The organism is Bartonella sp. OT172YNZD, assembly GCF_042193725.1.
In the GTDB taxonomy this organism is placed as follows: domain Bacteria; phylum Pseudomonadota; class Alphaproteobacteria; order Rhizobiales; family Rhizobiaceae; genus Bartonella; species Bartonella grahamii_A.
Genome location: NZ_JBHILZ010000003.1, coordinates 19,140 through 36,042 on the forward strand (window position 1 = coordinate 19,140; position 16,903 = coordinate 36,042).

Annotated in this window: 12 protein-coding genes; 8 read left to right on the top strand and 4 right to left on the bottom strand. The window is 37.2% G+C overall.

What is annotated here, in order from left to right:
* Positions 1-344 precede the first annotated feature (344 nt).
* Positions 345-2,369: a M3 family metallopeptidase gene (locus ACFIJS_RS01880; protein ID WP_375649365.1), complete on the top strand. Its 2,025-nt coding sequence runs from the start codon at positions 345-347 to the stop codon at positions 2,367-2,369.
* A gap of 163 nt (positions 2,370-2,532) precedes the next feature.
* On the opposite strand, the gene ACFIJS_RS01885 is transcribed toward ACFIJS_RS01880, so the two are convergent.
* Together ACFIJS_RS01885 and ACFIJS_RS01890 are read right to left on the bottom strand one after the other, a co-directional pair.
* Positions 2,533-3,609 carry an SGNH family hydrolase gene (locus ACFIJS_RS01885; RefSeq protein WP_375649368.1) on the bottom strand — a complete coding sequence of 359 codons (1,077 nt, stop codon included), beginning with the start codon at positions 3,607-3,609 and terminating at the stop codon, positions 2,533-2,535.
* 14 nt (positions 3,610-3,623) lie between these two features.
* The gene (locus ACFIJS_RS01890) at positions 3,624-4,880 is read right to left on the bottom strand and encodes a lytic murein transglycosylase (RefSeq protein WP_375649370.1); all 1,257 of its coding nucleotides are present in this window, start codon (positions 4,878-4,880) and stop codon (positions 3,624-3,626) included.
* 267 nt (positions 4,881-5,147) lie between these two features.
* Here ACFIJS_RS01890 and ACFIJS_RS01895 point away from each other — a divergent pair, with 267 nt between their 5' ends.
* Both ACFIJS_RS01895 and ACFIJS_RS01900 read left to right on the top strand, forming a co-directional pair.
* Positions 5,148-6,038, top strand: a complete 891-nt coding sequence (locus tag ACFIJS_RS01895; protein WP_375649372.1) for a UTP--glucose-1-phosphate uridylyltransferase — start codon at positions 5,148-5,150, stop codon at positions 6,036-6,038.
* A 39-nt stretch (positions 6,039-6,077) separates the two neighbouring features.
* The gene (locus tag ACFIJS_RS01900; protein WP_375649375.1) at positions 6,078-7,070 is read left to right on the top strand and encodes an SIS domain-containing protein; all 993 of its coding nucleotides are present in this window, start codon (positions 6,078-6,080) and stop codon (positions 7,068-7,070) included.
* A 272-nt stretch (positions 7,071-7,342) separates the two neighbouring features.
* Here ACFIJS_RS01900 and ACFIJS_RS01905 read toward each other — a convergent pair whose 3' ends face one another.
* Positions 7,343-7,702, bottom strand: coding sequence for a hypothetical protein (locus tag ACFIJS_RS01905; RefSeq protein ID WP_375649377.1), 360 nt, complete (start codon positions 7,700-7,702; stop codon positions 7,343-7,345).
* Positions 7,703-7,955: 253 nt separating this feature from the next.
* On the opposite strand from ACFIJS_RS01905, the gene ACFIJS_RS01910 reads away from it, so the two are divergent.
* The 3 genes from ACFIJS_RS01910 to guaB all read left to right on the top strand — a co-directional run bounded on the left by ACFIJS_RS01910 (position 7,956) and on the right by guaB (position 12,965).
* Complete coding sequence (locus ACFIJS_RS01910) at positions 7,956-9,341, top strand: sigma-54-dependent transcriptional regulator (protein WP_375649379.1); 1,386 nt, start codon at positions 7,956-7,958, stop codon at positions 9,339-9,341.
* A 403-nt stretch (positions 9,342-9,744) separates the two neighbouring features.
* Complete coding sequence (locus ACFIJS_RS01915; protein ID WP_375649381.1) at positions 9,745-11,316, top strand: phospholipase D family protein; 1,572 nt, start codon at positions 9,745-9,747, stop codon at positions 11,314-11,316.
* Between the two features lie 149 nt (positions 11,317-11,465).
* The gene (gene guaB / locus ACFIJS_RS01920; RefSeq protein WP_375649383.1) at positions 11,466-12,965 is read left to right on the top strand and encodes an IMP dehydrogenase; all 1,500 of its coding nucleotides are present in this window, start codon (positions 11,466-11,468) and stop codon (positions 12,963-12,965) included.
* Between the two features lie 180 nt (positions 12,966-13,145).
* On the opposite strand, the gene ACFIJS_RS01925 is transcribed toward guaB, so the two are convergent.
* Positions 13,146-13,292, bottom strand: coding sequence for a hypothetical protein (locus ACFIJS_RS01925; protein WP_273722522.1), 147 nt, complete (start codon positions 13,290-13,292; stop codon positions 13,146-13,148).
* A 514-nt stretch (positions 13,293-13,806) separates the two neighbouring features.
* On the opposite strand from ACFIJS_RS01925, the gene ACFIJS_RS01930 reads away from it, so the two are divergent.
* Positions 13,807-15,093 (top strand): RsmB/NOP family class I SAM-dependent RNA methyltransferase, encoded by a 1,287-nt coding sequence (locus ACFIJS_RS01930; protein WP_375649385.1) that lies wholly within the window; start codon positions 13,807-13,809, stop codon positions 15,091-15,093.
* Positions 15,094-15,225: 132 nt separating this feature from the next.
* Positions 15,226-16,782: a glutamine-hydrolyzing GMP synthase gene (gene guaA, locus ACFIJS_RS01935; protein ID WP_375649561.1), complete on the top strand. Its 1,557-nt coding sequence runs from the start codon at positions 15,226-15,228 to the stop codon at positions 16,780-16,782.
* The last annotated feature ends 121 nt before the right edge of the window (positions 16,783-16,903 follow it).

The following is a 16,903-nucleotide window of genomic DNA, read 5'->3' on the forward strand; positions in this document are numbered from 1 at the left end:
GATAATAGATGAGATAAAAACAAAAGTTTATGGAAGATTAAAAAACTCCCCAACTATATTCCCAATTGTTAATATTTGAAGTAAAGTCAAGGGTAAATTATAACTTATAAACAATTTTCTGAATCACTAAAACGAGAATACAGCTTAATTTGAGGATAATATAAAGGCGTAAATATAAAAATCAGTTCTGATTTTTACCATCATTTCTTTAATGTAATTTTACGATTTCCAAGTTTTTTATTCAATAGCGTTTTGAAACTCACGAAATAGTTTTAGTATATTATCAATTTGTGTCGTAAAGATAATTGTTACAGCTTAAATTTATAATGGAGACATAAAGTATTATGACAAAAGCAGCAGTGCTGGACTGGAAGGGATTTTCAGGTCTTCCTGATTTTTCTTCTATAAGTGATGAAGATTTTAAACCCGCTTTTGAACAGGCACTTCAAGAAGCCGAAGAAGAACTAGAGGCGATTGCGATGGTGCAAGAACCACCAACGCTTGAGAATTTTTTGCAGCCTTTTGAGCTTTGTGGTAAAGCGCTTGATCGTGTTTGTTCAATATTTTTCTTGCGCACCAGTGCTCATACGAATGTATTAATTCAACAGCTAGAGCAAGAGTTCGTTGTAAAACTTTCTCGTTATTCTTCAAAAATGATGATGGATGCGCGGATATTTGCGAAAATAGATGTGCTTTATAAACAGTCGCAGCTGGGCATGTTTGAGAGTGAAACAACACGTGTTCTTGAATTATGGTGGAAAAAGTTTGTTTGTCATGGGGCAAAACTCGATGAAAAAGCTAAGAAACGGCTTTTGGAAATTAATGAAAGACTTGCTTTTTTAAATGCTACTTTTGGACAAAATGTCTTAAATGATGAAGCTGAATGGATTCTGTTTTTAAACGAAACAGACTTGTCTGGTTTACCGCAAGATCTCATTGCTTCAATGAAGGAAATTGCGTGTGAAAGAGGTAATGAAGAAGCGTATGCATTAACACTAGCACGTTCGATTGTTGAACCTTTTTTAAAATTCTCTAATCGTCGTGATTTACGTGAGGTTTCATTCCAAGCTTGGGCTAAACGTGGTGAAAATGATAACAAGAATGATAATAAATCAATTATTGTAGAGATTGTTGCGCTTCGAGATGAGCAGGCTAAATTATTGGGATATAAATCTTTCGCAGATTTGAAACTCGATAACACCATGGCTAAAAGTGTTGATTCCGTTATGGATTTGCTTATGTCTGTATGGGAGCGCGCAAGAGTGAAAGCTTCTACTGAGCAAATTGAATTACAAAATTTTGCCAACAATCAGGGCAGCAATGAACCTTTAGCTGCTTGGGATTGGCGTTATTATGCTGAAAAATTTCGCACTGAAAAACTTTTTTTCGATAGCGCTGAGATTAAATATTATTTTCAGCTTGATCGTATGATTAAAGCGGCTTTTGGGGTAGCAGAAAAACTCTTTGGCATTACATTTGAAGAAAAAAATGCTGTTACACTTTGGCATCCTGATGCACGTTTGTGGGAAGTAAAAAAGTCTGATGGAAGTTTACTTGGGCATTTTATTGGTGATTATTTTGCGCGTTCTTCAAAACGCTCCGGTGCGTGGATGAGTAGTTTGCAATCACAACATAAATTGGATGGCGGACAAAAGCCTATTATCTACAATGTTTGTAATTTTGCTAAACCACCCAAAGGGAAGGTTGCTCTTTTATCACTTGATGATGCGCGTACGCTTTTCCACGAATTTGGGCATGCATTGCATGGTTTGCTTTCTGATGTCACATGGACATCTGTGTCAGGAACATCGGTTTCGCGTGATTTTGTTGAGCTGCCTTCTCAACTTTACGAACATTGGTTAACTGTCCCAGAGATTTTACAGACTTATGCTACGCATGTAAAAACAGGACATCCTATGCCGCAAGCATTAATGGATAAGGTTTTGTCAGCACAGACATTTAATGCTGGTTTTGCTGCAGTTGAATTTACTTCATCAGCTCTCGTAGATATGGCTTTTCATAAAGGACAAAAGGTAACTGATCCAACAGTGTTTGAACGCCAAGAATTAGAAAAGCTGCAAATGCTTGATACAATTATTATGCGCCATCGTCCTCCACATTTTACGCATATATTTTCAGGTGATGGTTACGCCGCTAGTTACTATTCTTATATGTGGTCGGAAGTCCTTGATGCCGATGCTTTTCAGGCTTTTGAAGAAACGGGAGATGTTTTTAATTCAGAGCTTGCTGATAAGTTGAAACGTTTTATTTACTCTACTGGGGGAAGTCGTGATCCAGAGGAGCTTTATAAAGCTTTTCGGGGACGGATGCCTTTACCAGAGGCAATGATTAACAAACGTGGACTATAAGATATAACGGTATGGTTAATACCATGCCGTTTTCATTCTTATTCGAAAGATGCAGTTGCGATTTATGCAAATTTTCTCATCATTATAGCTCTGTAAACAGAGTTTTTTATCTTATTCGCTTTTATTTATGGAGAAAATTAGATTTTGTATTTTAATATAGACATTAGGGGAAAGAAAAATTATCAGCTCGATCTTTTTGATACCCATTTGGTGGAAACCATGATTTTTTTATAAAACTTGACTTTCTTTTGCCTAAAAGGTGAGTATTTTGTTGTGCCATATCATCGAGGCTGATTGGAGGCTGACGCATAATATTACTCCGCTCTTTATTCTCTGATTCTTGTATAAGTTTTTGAATAGCTTGATCGGTTGAGTAAGGATTTTCATGAGAAAAGGCATAAAAATTTAAAATATTTTTCAATGGTTTTTCTAAATAAGAGGCAAGTTTTTTCTTTCCTTCAGAGGTGAAATGTATGCCATTATTGGTACGTAATTTGGTTATTTTTCCATTAATATCATAGCCTGAAAAAGAAAAATTCCCTTCTTCATCACTAAAGCCGCTCCAGATATCGAGGAAATATCCTCCTGCTGTTTCTGTTTCTTGTTTATAAAGTGCATTAAAAATTTTCATTTTTTGTGTCAAAAGGTCATTTCTAAAGGCAGGTTGACTTATCCATATCCATGATTTTCTAGAGGCATGAAGACTTTCAATAATTTTGATAATTCTTTGTTTGTAGATGTGCATCCATTCTGATTGATCTGTGTTAATTGTGCTATAAGAGTGTGTGATTGGTTGATTATCATTTGCACCGATCATCATGATAATAACATCGGGGTTATTTTGATCAATGAGTTTAGAAATATTGCTTTGCCAAGAATAATAATCCGTTCGAACTAAGCCGGAAGCTGGCATTGTGTTGTTCATGATAACGATATCGCTATTATTTATAAAAAACTTCTTAAGTGCATCGGCAACAGCAGAAGCTGTAAAATCCCCTATGACAAGAATGCGCTTTGCATTCTCATTTTTTAGCTTTTGTATGTTTTTTTGTGTTACGATCTTTTTTTGTGGCTTGTCTATTTTTTGTTCTATAATTTTCAGTGGTTGTTGCGTTTGTTTGTTATGTTGTGATAACCATTTGAAGAAGTTCGTTGCTTTACTTGGGGATGGCTGTATGATCTCCACCATAGAAAGTGAAAACAGTAATAATGTTAAGTATATCAGGCGAAAAAAAGACAAAACCTTAGTCTCCATTATTGTTTGCGAAGGAGAAAAAGCACTTGAGATGATGGATATCCATTTGCTTTTAGACCGCGACGCAGTTGAAAGGCTTTAATTGCTTTGCGAGAAGCTGTTCCGATTTTTCCATCAACATTCCCTTTGTAATAGCCCAGTGCACTTAAGCGAGATTGCAGTTCTTTACATTCTTGGAAAGTAAGAGGGTGAAAAGGTCTTTGCCAATCATGTACTAATCCAGGATGTCCAGCGATGCGATCAGCAAGAAGAGCAATAGCAAACGCATAACGATCTGCATTATTGTAATGTTTCAGAACAAAGAAATTTTTTGTGACTAAAAATATAGGTCCTTTTGCTCCATCTGGATATTTTAATATTGCTTGTTCAGCTAATGTAGGAAGAGGATGCCCATTTGCATGTTTTACACCTAATTTTTTCCATTGTTCAAAGGAATACCACCCTTCAGGAAGGTTTTTCCCCTGCGGCACTTTTACCTCTACTCCCCAAATAAGATTAGGTTGCCAGCCATTTTTGTGGAGAAGGTTAGCAGCAGTAGCCAGAGCATCTGGAACAGAGTTCCAGATATCACGCCGTCCATCTTGGTCCATATCAACTGCATAAGCGAGATAACTGCTTGGAATAAATTGTGTATGCCCCAATGCACCGGCCCAAGATCCAGTGAGTTGAGAGCGTTTAATTTCGCCACTTTGTAGAATTTTCATAGCAGCAATCAGCTGTGTATATGCATATTTTGCACGTTTTTTATCAGCATAGGCTAGAGTTGCAAGAGAGCGAATGGTATCACGCATTACACTTTTATTGGCTAAAATTTTTCCATAGTTGCTTTCCATTGACCAAATAGCAAGAAGAATATTGCGGTCAACACCAAAACGTTTTTCAATTTGAAGAAGCCATTTGTTCCATTTTTGAGTTTGGCGCCGTCCTTCCACAATTGCAATATCATGGACACGATTATCAAAATAGTTCCATGAAGGAGCAACAAATTCCGGTTGGTATGCAGCGCTTTTTAGAACTTCTGGATCAATGGTATTAACACCTTTAAACGCTATATGAAACGTAGAAGGGGTAATATTGTGAGCAATAGCTATTTTTTTAAATTCTTTAATCCAGTGTTTAAATCCGCTATCAGCATATGAAAGGGATACAAAAAACATTAAAAAAGCAGAAAAAATAACGGCAGAGCCAGTGAGAAGAGTTCTCCAAGTTATTGACTTCTCTAAAAAAGAGAAAGTCTTTAATTCTGTTTTTTGCATTTTGAAATCCCCATTAATATTCAATTTATTAAATGTGCAATAACTTTATTTTGTATTTCGTTTAATCAATAATATGATCAAGAAGAGGAGAAAATTGAAATAAATAATTTGTTTTAATCCTTTCAATAAATTCTCATACTCTCTTTTATATTTTTGATTGCCCATTATGATGATAATCAAAACAATAAGATATCTTTTTTACCATTTCGTAAAAACATATGATAAATAAAACAAAATAGTTATATGAATTCATTGAGGAGGGTGAGTGTGCGTAAAATCCGGAAAGCAGTATTTCCAGTAGCAGGTCTTGGTACGCGTTTTCTTCCTGCGACAAAAACGATTCCTAAAGAAATGCTAACAGTTGTTGATAAACCTGTTATTCAGTACGTTGTGGATGAGGCGAGGGAGGCTGGTATTGAGCATTTTATTTTTGTGACTGGACGTAATAAAACAGTCATTGAGGATTATTTTGATGCGCAAGTTGAATTATACACGACACTTGCTGAATGTGGAAAGAAAGAAGATCTTGCACACTTATACCGTTTACAGCCATTACCAGGGTCAACTTCTTTCACTCGACAACAGCAACCTTTGGGATTAGGGCATGCTCTTTGGTGTGCGCGTGAATTAGTTGCAGGGGAACCTTTTGCTTTGTTATTACCCGATATGCTGATTCAAGCCAAAAAGGGATGTCTTTCTGAGATGATTAGTCTTTATGAAAAGGTGGGCGGAGGAAATATTATTGCAGTTCAGGAATGTGATCTTGAGGAAGTACATAAATACGGTATAGTTGGCAAAGGTAAACAGATTGCAAATGGTTTTAAAATCACAAAAATGGTAGAGAAACCAGTGCTAGGAACGGCACCATCAAATTTGTACATCAATGGACGTTATATTTTGCAGCCAGAAATTTTTAATATTCTTTCCACTCAAGAACGAGGAACAGGAAATGAAATTCAATTAACAGATGCTATGATACGGCTTTCAAATGAACAAGATTTTTGGGGTTTGCAAGTAGAAGGGCGTACTTTTGATTGCGGTTCTAAAGCTGGTTTCATTGAAGCCAACGTTGCATTTTCTTTGGCACGCGCTGATATGCACAGCCACGTTTCTGCCTCATTGAAAAATTTACTGGAAACCATTAATGTTGAAAAATAATATAGATCTTTCGTTTAATTTTATTGATCGAATTTGATTATGATAATACCGTCTCCTCATATGGCTTTGCAAGGTGCTGTTGCATCAGCGCTTAAAACACTTGCCAGTGAAAAGCAGGGGCTTGAAGCCCTTGAAAAAGCTCTTCTGGGAACTCTTTCTTCTTCTTTTGAAGCGGCTGTTCAAACTATTAGAAAGGCTCGTGGACATGTGGTCATTACTGGTCTTGGAAAAAGTGGTCATATAGGGACAAAAATTGCAGCAACCTTAGCCTCAACTGGAACGCCTGCCTTTTTCGTTCACGCTGCAGAAGCCAATCATGGTGATCTTGGTATGATTGGATCTGATGATGTTATTCTCGCTTTATCATGGTCTGGTGAAACTCAAGAGTTAAGTGGTATTATGAGTTATGCGGCGCGGTTTCGTATCCCTCTTATTGCGATGACATCAAATGAGTACTCTGTATTAGGACGACAAGCTGATATTATTTTATTATTACCAAAGATAGAAGAGGCTTGCCCCCATGGTTTAGCTCCTACAACTTCAACAATTATGCAATTGGCAATGGGAGATGCATTAGCGGTTTCTCTTTTAGAAATGCGTGGTTTTACCGCAACGGATTTCAAAATATATCATCCTGGTGGTTCTCTTGGCGCAAGCCTTAAATACGTGTGTGATATTATGCATGAGGGTGATAATATTCCTTTGGTTATGCAGGGGACATCTATGACTGAAGCGATGAATGTTTTGGTGGAAAAACATTTTGGTTGTGTTGGTGTTGTGAATCAAGAAGGTGAACTAATCGGAATTGTAACCGATGGTGATCTTGCACGTAACATTCATTTTAATTTATCAACATTTAATGTTGACGAGGTGATGACCAAAGCTCCTAAAGTTGTAAGGCCAAATACACTTGTTGGTGCAGCAACAGCTTTTATTAATGATCATCATATTGGTGCATTTTTCGTGGTTGAAGATAAAAAACCGATAGGAATTGTTCATTTTCATGATCTTTTGCGCATTGGCGCTGCTTAGATTAAAGTTCCCTATCAAATAAAATGTTATTTTAGGTTAAAATAGATTGAATGATACAAAGTCACAATTTTATTGTGAGGTGGCTTTACTGATGTTTTGTGGAAGAAAATGATTATTTTACGCATTTCATAATGTTTAGAAAATTTTCAGGGTGAAGATTATATCAGTTTCTTTGCGTATTTTAGAGAGAATTTTCTATCAGGAGGAGAAAGGGTCGCCCCCTGATGTATGCGCTCCCTCTGTTTTTAAGAGAGGCTTCCCTTGTACTTTGTTTAAGATTTTCGCTTAAGGAAAAATTGTGCTCCTGTATGTGAGGTGCAGAGAAGTTGCGTAGCGTCGTATGACACTGTACAATTGACTCTAGAAATTGTTCCACGGAGAATAGAGCGTATTTCAATTTCTATATTTTGGGCATTGAGATAATTATATACTCCTTCTGATAGTTTTTCTTCTGTATCTGCTGCACGTGTTTCAAAAATACCATTGTGGAAAGAAGAAATAATACCATTCTCATCAACCCATTTTCCATCAATTTCAGTTGGCATATTTGAGTTATAATATTGCGAAAAGCTACAGGCACTTAACAGCAAGGCGGTGATTGTAAGACATAAAATATGATAGGTATGTTTCATTTATTGCACTCTATTTAGATTATTTTGCTCTCTAGTTTCTATAACATTATTAAATTACCCCATAAGTCAATATGAAAAATTTGATGAAAATCAATGAAAAAGCAAAAAAATGGAAAAAAATGCCTTAATGTTGTATTTAATTAACAGCTTGATGAAGTTCGTAAGTGAAACACAAGAGGTGAGATATTTCTTATGGTTTACAACAATTTTTATATTAAGCGGCTGAGTAGTCTCAAAGGAGATTATTGACATTATGGTTGGTCCCATTCTTGTTGCGAGTGAAGATTATGGAAAACGTATAGAACTTTCTGCTATGCTGCGAGGTTTTGGTTACCGTGTCATTGAAGCAGAAAATGGTCTCCGTACGATTGATCTTTTACATAGGCGTAAAAACATTGTTCTTGCGCTCCTTGATGTCGTTATGAGTGATTTGAATGTGAGCGATTTGATTAAAATGATTAGAGTTGCTGGTGTTTCTGTTCCTATTGTCGTTATAGCACAACAAGAGAATCAGAATTTACTCCAGAAAGCTTTAACAGCTGGAGCTATTGATTATTGGATCCATCCAGTAACATTATTACGCGTAAGAGTTACTTTGGATATTCTTGCTCTTATTTCTGCTTTGGAGCATGAGGTTCGAGATATTCGGCGAAAAAAAGAGAATCATTTACGGTTTTCTGATCTTTGCATAAAAAGTAGAGCTATGCAGATAGTATTAGAACAATCAAGACAAGCAGCAACTTCTTTACAGAATTTGTTGATAGAGGGGGAAGTTGGAACAGGACGTGAGACGTTAGCTCGGATTATTCATCATGAGGGATTATTCTCGGAGGGTGTTTTTATTCGCTTTCAATGTTCAGCCATCGTTGATCCAGAAGAAGAAAATCAGCAGTGGTTTAAAGAATTCCTACCATTGGTTTCTTCTCTTGAAAAAGGGACACTTTGCCTTTGTGATATTGATCGACTTGAGCCTATACAGCAAAAACGGTTTGCTCATTACCTTAAAGAAAGGGAAAGGGATACAAAAGGAGATTTTTTTCCTTTCCGGATCATTGCTATTTCAACATCGCGTTTAAAGGACTTGGTTAAAGAGAACTTTTTTTTGCATAGTTTGTTTGAACAATTTTCTCACTTATCTATTAGCGTCCCTGCTTTACGAGAATTAAGGGATGATTTTCCGGAGATCACACAACGTTTGATTGATCGCATTATCACAGAAACAGGGCGATCACATGTCCATGGTTTAGCAGGATCGGCTCTTTCCTTGCTTATGCAGTATGATTGGCCTGGCAATAGAAATGAGCTTGAAAACTTTTTATTTCGTGCGATTCTACTCAGTGAAGGACCGTTATTAACTGTTCGAGATTTTCCGCAATTGATGGGAAATTCATTAATGAATGTTCCCAATATCATTGAGGGTAATATGCAAGAAGATAATGAACAAGAATCGATAAAATTTTTGAATACTGATGGGCATGTGCGTACTTTTGCAGAGATGGAACATGATATTATCGAGAAAGCGGTTAAACATTATAAAGGACATATGAGTGAGATTGCACGCCGCCTCCATATTGGTCGCTCTACACTTTATAGAAAAATGGAAGAATTGAGAGCAATAAGAAATCAAGAACGAAAGTAAAATTCATAACAAATATCTCTTCATGACAAGCATGAGTTTCAAAAAAATAGAGTGGATTTTGATAAAGTCCGTGGGGGAGGCTTAAGAAAACAATCATTTATTGTAAAATTTATCTATAGAGGATGATTTTGTAGATTTAAACCAAATATAAATTTTATGTGACTATTTTAATCGTTTGTTTCAATTTATACAATTTTAGTTAAGTTTACATTTATTAAAGCAGAGAGGCATTTTTAAAAATTTTTAAATACTACCGCTAAAATTTTTGTATCATCAATATTAAATTTATACTCTCTTAAGCAAGAAGTGGCATTTTATCTGCTACACGATTAAGATAAAGTGATTAGTATTATCGTTTGCATTACTGATGATGTGATAGCTTAAAATAGAAAGTTTGTCCTCTTTGACTCTTTTACAGATTGTTATTAGTTTTGTCCTCTTTTTTTTTATTGCATCTATGTTGGCAATCTACACCTATGGGCGTTTTGTGAAAAGTGCTAGGGGGCAATGTTCTTATGCGTTACCTCTTCAGAAAGATGAAACTAAGCTTGATCGTATCGTCAGTCAATTAGCTGAGGAAGAAAATGGATTGGGGATTGATAAAGATGCCCTTTCCCTCATTATCAGCAATTTGGATGCGTTTTGTGTTCGTGCAAAAGGAGCTGCAGAGGCTGGGCGTAGCCTTGATCTGATGTATTATATTTGGGATGATGATTTAACGGGGCGTCTATTATTAAGTGAAATAGTTGAGGCAGCGGATCGGGGTGTTCGGGTACGACTTCTTTTGGATGATATTAACGCTCAAGCACGTGATCCAGCTTATATTGCGCTAGATAAACATCCTTATATTGAGGTAAGAATGTTTAATCCAGGGCGATCGCGTAAAGGTGGATTACGCCGTGGTTTAGAGATTATATTACGGGCGATTACTGTTACACGTAGAATGCATAATAAAGCTTTTATTGTTGATGGGAGAATCGCTTTTGTAGGAGGGCGTAATCTTGCAGATTCTTATTTTGATGCTGGTGAGAAATCGCATTTTCGAGATTTAGATTTGATGTTAATCGGACCCTCTGTTAAAAAGGTAGAAGCTATTTTTGATGACTTTTGGAATAGTGCTGTGGTTTTGCCGATTCATACTTTGGTTATTCCTAAAAGTGCAAGCGATTTTCGCTATTGGAAGGATAAATTACGAGAATTTCGCGATTCCAAGGTTGCAAAAGTTTATTTAGATTATGTCAAAAAGCATATTAGTTTTGATTGTTTTATGGAGACAGGAAAGCGGTTATTTTTGGCAAATAAAGTTGTTGTTCTTTCTGACCCCCCGGAAAAAGCATTGCGTAAACAAGCAAGAAATTGGCTTATGAAGGCACTTTCAAAGGTTATTGGAAATGCCCAAAAAACGGTTCAAATTACGTCACCTTATTTTGTTCCTGGTAAGGTTGGTACGCAGAATTTTAGTAATTTGGTTTCAAAGGGTGTTGATGTCAAAATTCTGACGAATTCTTTAGCAGCTACTGATGTAGCATTGGTGCATGGTGGGTATGTACCGTATCGTAAGGAGCTTTTGAAAAGTGGTGTTAAGCTTTATGAATTAAAAGCGGAGGGTAACACCCATGGGTTACGATTGTTTCGATCGAGTAAGGCAAGTTTACATGCCAAAGCTTTTTTAATTGATCGTAAAACAGCTTTTATTGGATCTTTAAATTTTGATCCCAGATCAGCATCATTAAATACAGAAATGGGCATTCTTTTTGAATGTGCTCCCATTACAGCAAGATTAGATTTGTTGTTTTCTGAAGAAACCACAGGGGAAATGAGCTATCATCTGCGTCTTGGTGATAATAATCGTATTTATTGGGATTTTATTGAAAATGAAAAAAAATATAGCATTGACCATGAGCCAGAAAGCAATTTTTGGCGTCGCGCATTTGCAAAAATAATAAGTTGGTTACCTATTGAATCACAATTGTAAATTTTTATAAACCACACTTAAAAAAATATTTATTTTTCTTTTCATTTTGTTTGTAGCATGGCATAATTTTTTGCCAATCTACCATGTATGAGAACCGCAGTTGTATTTTAAAGCTCCTTGCGGTGTTTTATTATAAAAGGAATTTTGCTATGGCAAAGATTGTTGAAACGGGGACAGGCGCATTGGCACTGACTTTTGATGATGTACTTTTACAGCCCGGTCATTCTCTTGTTATGCCTAGCCAAGTGGATCTCAGTACGCGCATTGCAGCGGATATTAAGCTCAATTTGCCATTGCTTTCTGCTGCAATGGATACGGTAACAGAATCGCGTTTGGCAATTGCTATGGCTCAAGCTGGTGGTCTTGGGGTTATTCATCGTAATATGTCCTCTGCAGAGCAGGCAGAAGAAGTCCGCCAAGTAAAAAAGTTTGAATCTGGTATGGTTGTTAATCCAGTCACAATTGGACCAGAAGCAACACTTGAAGAAGCGAAATCTTTGATGCGCTCTCATGGTATTTCAGGTATTCCGGTTGTTGAAAATAGCGTTAAAGGTGAGACAGTGGGACGACTTGTTGGCATTTTGACCAATAGAGATGTCCGTTTCGCATCGGATCCAAAACAAAAAATTTATGAATTAATGACGCATGAAAATTTGATCACAGTGCGTGAAAATGTCCAACTTAATGAAGCAAAATATCTTTTACATCATCATCGTATTGAAAAATTATTAGTTGTAGATGAACAAAATCGTTGTGTCGGATTGATAACAGTTAAGGATATTGAAAAAGCAAAATTAAATCCAAATGCTGCTAAAGATTCTCAAGGGCGCTTGCGTGCTGCAGCGGCCAGTAGTGTTGGGAATGGTGGGATTGAGCGTGCTGAACGCCTCATCGACGCAGGTGTTGATGTGTTGGTCATTGATACAGCGCATGGACATTCTCAACATGTGCTAGAAACTGTTGAACGAATTAAAAAGATGGCTTCCTCTCCAGCTGTTATTGCTGGGAACGTAGCAACCGCTCAAGCAACGCAGGCATTGATTGACAGTGGTGCAGATGCGGTAAAAGTTGGTATTGGTCCTGGCTCTATTTGCACAACGCGTATTGTTGCTGGTGTCGGTGTTCCTCAACTTGCAGCCATTATGAATGCTGCAGAAGTTGCTGAAAAAGCGGGTATTCCGATCATTGCAGATGGTGGAATCAAAGCATCAGGTGATTTTGCTAAAGCTTTAGCTGGTGGGGCTTGTGCAGCGATGATTGGATCTCTTTTAGCAGGTACAGAAGAAAGCCCTGGTGAAGTTTATCTTTATCAAGGGCGATCTTTTAAAGCTTATCGTGGTATGGGATCTGTTGGTGCTATGGCACGAGGATCGGCAGATCGCTATTTTCAAGATGATGTTCGTGATGAACTTAAGTTGGTTCCTGAAGGTGTGGAGGGGCAGGTGGCTTATAAAGGTTCTATAGCATCAGTTCTACATCAGCTTGCTGGTGGACTTCGTGCTTCGATGGGGTATGTTGGAGCAAAAGATCTCGTAGAGTTTCGTGAAAAAGCAACATTTGTACGTATTACTAATGCGGGACTCCATGAAAGTCATACGCATGATGTTTCTATCACACGGGAGAGTCCAAACTATCGTGGGCCAGTTTAAAGATATCAGAGCCTAATGTCATATCGCATAAATATAAAATCTTCCGAAAACAAGAAAAAGAGACCGCGCTTTTTTCTGTTTGTGATTTGATGTAAATAATCCCAAAAAGGAAAGAATTAGAGGTCAAAACTCTAATTCTTTCTGTTAAGACTATATGAAATAAGTTATATAAAATTAGAATTAACTTTTTGTTGTCTTCCGTCCTGTTTTTGACGCACGTTGGCGAGTGTTTGTCTGATCACTCTGGACGGATTTCTTTCCGTTGTTTGAGGGCATTGTGTTATGACGGCTTTTAGATGAAGTTGTTTTTCCATTATTGTAAGTCATTATTTTCTCCTTTTAAATTGTCTGGCAGTTGCCAGTAGAGTAAAAACGGTCATGCCAAATAGTGGTTCCAAGCATTTTCTAAAAAGTTAATTTTTTGGTGAACGTAAGATGAGCTTGTTTAATTTTATGAGAAGATTTTTTCTATTTTTTCAGAAGGATAGCCATCAAAAGATGGGAGATATTTGATTTTTTCTGTTATTCAGATAATCCTCGTAAATTTTATTTTACTCAATAATAAAGAGTTTGGTTTTTTCGTAATGCATGGCGGAAATAAGTTTTTTCTGGATGGCTATGTATCTTTTAGTATAAGAGGTAGAAGGATAAAAAGCGAATGGGCAGAAGATGAAAGGAAAAATCTAGATACTCTAAATTGGATCTTATAAAAAAGTATGATCAGATCATTTTAATACTGAATGTAAATTTTTTATGCCTTTGAGAAGGTTTCACTGGCAAGAAGAGATAATATTATTTTTTTAGATGATTTAAAATTTTCTTATTTTAATGGGAGAAATGAATGCGATTAGGTGGGCGTTTGCAAGCAGCAATAGATGTTCTCAAAGAGATAGAAATGAAGCATCGCCCAGTAGGAGAAGCTTTAAAGGATTGGGGGCTTTCTCATCGTTTTGCTGGAGCAGGTGATCGTGCAGCTATTGGTACAATCGTTTATGATGTTTTAAGACGACGTTATTCTTTACAATGGCGTATGGAGAGTGATGATATCCGAGATATCGTTTTTGGTGCCTTATTAGATTCTGGAAAAATGACGCTAGAGCAAATTGATGGTGAGTTGGCAGAAGATCGGTTCGCGCCGCAGTTATTAGAGGCTAAACAGCGTAAATCTTGGCAAAATCAGCAATTAGTGGATGCTCCAGACTATATTCGTGGTGATATTCCGCAATGGTGTCAAGCGCATTTGTGTCCTCTATTTGGTGATAATTGGATCACTGAAGCGGCTGCGTTAGCAACGCGTCCTTCTTTAGACCTACGGGTAAATAACCTAAAGGCAACACCAGAAAAGGTGCTGAAAGAATTAGCAAAAATCAAACTTACATCTTTGCCATGGTTTGGGCAAGCTTTAAGAATTGCACCGATTGAAAAGTTTAACCGTCATCCCAATGTTCAAGTGGAACCATCTTTTCAAAAAGGATACTTTGAAATACAGGATTTAGGATCTCAAATTGTTGCTCACCTTGTGGAAGCGCAAGAAAGTATGCAGGTATTAGATTATTGTGCAGGTGCTGGGGGTAAAACATTAGCTTTAGCTTCCGATATGAACAATCGTGGGCAAATTTATGCTTATGATTTTGATAAAGTGCGCCTAGCTCCTATTTTTGATCGTCTTAGACGTGCTGGTGTTCGTAATGTACAAATACGAGTGCAAAGAGAAGAATTAAAACCATTAACAGGTCAGATGGATAGAGTTCTACTAGATGCACCATGTAGTGGGACAGGAACATGGCGTCGTCGTCCAGATGCGAAATGGCGTTTAACATTAGAACAGGTGAAAAAACGCCAAACAGAACAGAGGGCTATTTTGAATGAAGCAATAGCTTATCTTAAGCCAAATGGGCGCCTAGTTTATATTACCTGTTCTCTTTTTACAGATGAAAATGAAGAACAAATTTCCCATTTTCTTCAACAACATTCTCATTTTTTTCCAATAGATATGCCAGCGCTTTGGCAGAAACATTTTAGTTTTTCTCCTGTGCAACCAGTTTTTTCAAATTATGGACTTACGTTGTCGCCGGCCACAACACAAACAGATGGGTTCTTTTTATCTGTGTTGCAAAAAAAACATTGATCCATATTTTTGCATTTTTTATCATAAATTTTACGAGAATAATCTTTTTCTTAAGAAAACAGGCTTGTGAAAAGAGAAAGATTGAATCATAACTCCCATGAGTTTTCTTTTACAATTGTTGATTGGTTTTCTATGAGCATATCACATCCAGACACTGTTCTTATTATTGACTTTGGTTCACAAGTTACACAACTTATTGCACGACGGGTACGAGCAATGGGGGTATATTGTGAAATTGCTCCTTTTCAATTGGCTTTAGAAGCTGTGCGCCGCATAAAACCTAAAGCTATTATTTTATCAGGGAGTCCTTATTCCGTTATTGATGAGGGCTCTCCGCGTGCTCCAATGAAAATTTTTGAGGCGGGTATTCCGATTCTGGGTATTTGCTATGGTGAACAAGTCATGTGTGTTCAGCTTGGAGGAAAGGTTGAAGCTGGACATGAGCGTGAATTTGGGCGTGCTTTTTTGGAAGTGCAAGAAGAGAGTGTCCTTTTTGATGGAGTGTGGGAAAAAGGTTCTCGTTATCAAGTATGGATGAGCCATGGTGACCGTGTGGCAGCTTTACCAGAAGGTTTTCGTGTCATAGGAACCTCAAAAGGAGCTCCCTATGCGGCTATTGCTAATGAGAAAAGACATTTTTATGCGGTACAGTTTCATCCTGAAGTTATCCATACACCAGATGGTACAAAACTTTTGCAAAATTTTATTCATAAAATATCTGCTATTAAAGGTAGTTGGTCAATGGCTTCTTATCGTGAGCAGGCAATTGCTACGATACGACAAAAAGTTGGGAAAAGTCGTGTGATTTGTGGTCTTTCAGGGGGAGTGGATTCATCTGTTGTAGCGGTACTCCTTCATGAAGCCATAGGAGATCAACTGACATGCATTTTGGTAGACCATGGGCTGATGCGCAAGAATGAAGCTGAAGAAGTTCTCAGGCTCTTTCGTGATCATTATAATATAGAGCTTATTCACGTTAATGCTGCCGATATATTTCTTAATGCTTTAGAAGGTGAGATAGATCCAGAAAAAAAGCGCAAAACAATCGGTCGCCTTTTTATTGAAGTTTTTGAAAAAGAAACTAAAAAAATAGGAGGTGCAGAGTTTTTAGCACAAGGAACACTTTATCCAGATGTTATTGAGAGTGTGTCTGCTATTGGTGAGACGGTAACCATTAAAAGCCATCATAATGTGGGCGGGCTACCAGAACAGATGAATATGAAACTTGTAGAACCGTTGCGTGAGCTCTTTAAGGATGAGGTTCGCTTGCTAGGGCGAGAGTTAGGATTACCAGAGCAGTTTATTGGTCGCCATCCTTTTCCAGGTCCCGGTCTTGCAATTCGTTGTCCAGGTATTGTGACCCGTGAAAAATTAGAAATTTTACGTGAAGCAGATGCTATCTATCTTGAGGAAATCCGTAAAGCCGGTCTTTATGACGAAATTTGGCAAGCTTTTGCTGTTCTTCTTCCTGTTCAAACTGTTGGCGTGATGGGGGATGGTCGCACTTATGAATTTGTTTGTGCCCTTCGCGCCGTCACATCTGTAGATGGAATGACTGCTGACTTTTATCCCTATGATATGGTGTTTTTAAGTAAGACGGCAGCACGTATTATTAACGAAGTTAGAGGGATTAATCGTGTTGTATATGATGTAACTTCAAAGCCTCCTAGTACTATTGAATGGGAATAATTAAAATGAAGGATAAGTCTTTTTAAGAATAAAATATGACTTAGGGTTTGATATTCGAAAAGTGTAGAAAAAATCATTTAAAAATGATTGTGTATTTTCATATGATATAAGCCTTTATCTG

Bases quoted from the DNA above. Each gene is read 5' to 3' on its own strand.
- ACFIJS_RS01880 (WP_375649365.1), top strand. From the start codon at position 345: ATGACAAAAGCAGCAGTGCTGGACTGGAAGGGATTTTCAGGTCTTCCT.
- ACFIJS_RS01890 (WP_375649370.1), bottom strand. From the start codon at position 4,880: ATGCAAAAAACAGAATTAAAGACTTTCTCTTTTTTAGAGAAGTCAATA.
- ACFIJS_RS01900 (WP_375649375.1), top strand. From the start codon at position 6,078: ATGATAATACCGTCTCCTCATATGGCTTTGCAAGGTGCTGTTGCATCA.
- ACFIJS_RS01905 (WP_375649377.1), bottom strand. From the start codon at position 7,702: ATGAAACATACCTATCATATTTTATGTCTTACAATCACCGCCTTGCTG.
- ACFIJS_RS01910 (WP_375649379.1), top strand. From the start codon at position 7,956: ATGGTTGGTCCCATTCTTGTTGCGAGTGAAGATTATGGAAAACGTATA.
- guaB (WP_375649383.1), top strand. From the start codon at position 11,466: ATGGCAAAGATTGTTGAAACGGGGACAGGCGCATTGGCACTGACTTTT.
- ACFIJS_RS01925 (WP_273722522.1), bottom strand. From the start codon at position 13,292: ATGACTTACAATAATGGAAAAACAACTTCATCTAAAAGCCGTCATAAC.
- ACFIJS_RS01930 (WP_375649385.1), top strand. From the start codon at position 13,807: ATGCGATTAGGTGGGCGTTTGCAAGCAGCAATAGATGTTCTCAAAGAG.
- guaA (WP_375649561.1), top strand. From the start codon at position 15,226: ATGAGCATATCACATCCAGACACTGTTCTTATTATTGACTTTGGTTCA.